The organism is Pseudomonas sp. CM25, from assembly GCF_013179705.1.
In the GTDB taxonomy this organism is placed as follows: domain Bacteria; phylum Pseudomonadota; class Gammaproteobacteria; order Pseudomonadales; family Pseudomonadaceae; genus Aquipseudomonas.
This window is the reverse complement of the sequence record NZ_JABMCW010000538.1, coordinates 1-2,532: the sequence shown is the minus strand read 5'-3', so window position 1 is coordinate 2,532 and position 2,532 is coordinate 1. Positions and strand designations below refer to the sequence as shown.

Genomic DNA, 2,532 nt, shown 5'->3' with positions numbered 1-2,532 from the left:
GTGGAAACCTACGCCAAGGCTACTGGCCTGTGGGCCGACAGCCTGGCCGAGGCGGTCTACGAACGCACCCTGAGCTTCGACTTGTCGAGCGTGGTACGTAACATGGCCGGGCCGTCCAACCCGCATGCCCGCGTCGCAACCAGCGACCTGGCGGCCAAAGGCATCGCCGGCAGCTGGGAGGACGTGCCGGGGCAGATGCCTGACGGCGCGGTGATCATCGCCGCCATCACCAGTTGCACCAACACCAGCAACCCGCGCAACGTGATCGCTGCCGGCCTGATGGCGCGCAATGCCAACAGGCTGGGCCTGGCCCGCAAGCCGTGGGTCAAGTCGTCGCTGGCGCCGGGCTCCAAGGCCGTGCAGTTGTATCTTGAAGAGGCCGGCCTGGAGAAGGAACTGGAGCAACTCGGCTTCGGCATCGTCGCCTTCGCCTGCACTACCTGCAATGGTATGTCGGGTGCCCTTGACCCGGTGATTCAGCAGGAGATCATTGACCGCGACCTGTACGCCACGGCCGTGCTGTCGGGCAACCGCAACTTCGACGGCCGTATTCACCCGTATGCCAAGCAGGCCTTCCTGGCTTCGCCGCCGCTGGTGGTCGCCTACGCCATTGCCGGTACCATCCGCTTCGACATCGAGAAAGATGTGCTAGGTGTGGTCGATGGCAAGGAAATCCGCCTCAAGGACATCTGGCCCAGCGACGAGGAAATCGACGCCGTGGTGCGTGCCGCAGTGAAGCCTGAGCAGTTCCGCAAGGTGTACATCCCGATGTTCGCCATCGAGGAAGACCGCGGGCCGAAGGTCGCCCCGCTGTATGAATGGCGTCCGATGAGCACCTACATCCGGCGCCCGCCATACTGGGAAGGGGCCCTGGCCGGTGAGCGCACCCTGCGCGGCATGCGCCCGCTGGCGGTGCTGCCCGACAACATCACCACCGACCACCTGTCGCCGTCCAACGCCATCATGCTCGACAGCGCCGCCGGTGAGTACCTGGCGAAGATGGGCCTGCCGGAAGAGGACTTCAACTCCTACGCTACCCACCGTGGCGACCACCTGACCGCCCAGCGCGCCACCTTTGCCAACCCCAAGCTGTTCAACGAAATGGTGCGCAAGGCAGACGGCAGCGTGCAGCAAGGCTCGCTGGCGCGGATCGAGCCGGAAGGCAAGGTCACCCGTATGTGGGAAGCGATTGAAACCTACATGCAGCGCAAGCAGCCGCTGATCATCGTCGCCGGTGCCGACTACGGCCAGGGCTCGTCCCGTGACTGGGCGGCCAAGGGGGTGCGGCTGGCAGGTGTCGAGGCGATCGTGGCCGAAGGGTTCGAGCGTATTCACCGCACCAACCTGGTGGGCATGGGCGTGTTGCCGCTGGAATTCAAGCCGGGCACCGACCGCAAGACCCTGGGCCTGGATGGCAGCGAGACCTATGACGTGCTGGGTGCGCGGACGCCGCGGGCGACCTTGACCCTGGTCATCACCCGCCGCCAGGGTGAACGCCTGGAAGTGCCGGTGACCTGCCGCCTGGACACCGCCGAGGAAGTGTCGATCTACGAAGCGGGCGGGGTGCTGCAGCGCTTTGCCCAGGACTTCCTCGAAGCGACCGCCTAACCATGAGAGCGGGGCCGCTGTGCGGCCCATCGCCGGCAAGCCAGCTCCCACAGGGATCGCGCTGGCTTGCCGGCGCTGGGCTGCAAGGCAGCCCCGGGGGTTCATGATTATCAGACAGGACAGCAACGCAATGGCTCACGTACCGCAAGTAAAAATCCCCGCCACCTATATCCGCGGCGGCACCAGCAAGGGCGTGTTCTTCCGCCTGCAAGACCTGCCCGAGCGAGCGCAAATCCCCGGCCCGGCGCGCGATGCGCTGCTGCTGCGGGTAATCGGCAGCCCCGACCCCTATGGCAAGCAGATCGACGGCATGGGGGGTGCTACTTCAAGCACCAGCAAGAGCGTGATCCTGTCGCCCAGCATCAAGCCCGAACATGATGTCGACTACCTGTTCGGCCAGGTCAGCATCGACAAGGCCTTCGTCGACTGGAGCGGCAACTGCGGCAACTTGTCTGCGGCAGTCGGTTCATTCGCCATCAGCAGCGGCCTGGTCGACCCTGCGCGCGTTCCGCGCAACGGCATCGCCACCGTGCGTATCTGGCAGGCCAATATCGGCAAGACCATCATCGCCCATGTGCCGATCACCGAGGGTGAGGTGCAGGAAACCGGCGATTTCGAGCTGGACGGGGTGACGTTCCCGGCCGCCGAGGTACAGCTGGAGTTCCTCGACCCAGCAGCCGACGAAGACGGCGCAGGCGCTGCGATGTTCCCCACCGGCAACCTGGTCGATGACCTTGAGGTGCCAGGTGTCGGTACGTTCCAGGCGACATTGATCAATGCCGGCATCCCGACCATCTTCATCAACGCTGCGGACCTCGGCTACACCGGCGCCGAGCTGCAGGACGCCATCAACGGCGACCCGCAGGCCCTGTTGCGTTTCGAGACGATCCGCGCCCATGGCGCCGTACGCATGGGGCTGATCGA

The 2,532-nt window shown here is 65.3% G+C and carries 2 protein-coding genes; both read left to right on the top strand.

Annotation, left to right across the window (positions count from 1 at the left end):
- On the top strand, positions 1–1,608 hold a 1,608-nt coding region (gene acnA / locus HP546_RS29115; RefSeq protein ID WP_172232998.1), incomplete at its 5' end, for an aconitate hydratase AcnA.
- A gap of 130 nt (positions 1,609–1,738) precedes the next feature.
- Positions 1,739–2,532 (top strand): 2-methylaconitate cis-trans isomerase PrpF (gene prpF / locus HP546_RS29110; protein ID WP_172232995.1); only part of this gene is annotated, 794 nt, incomplete at its 3' end.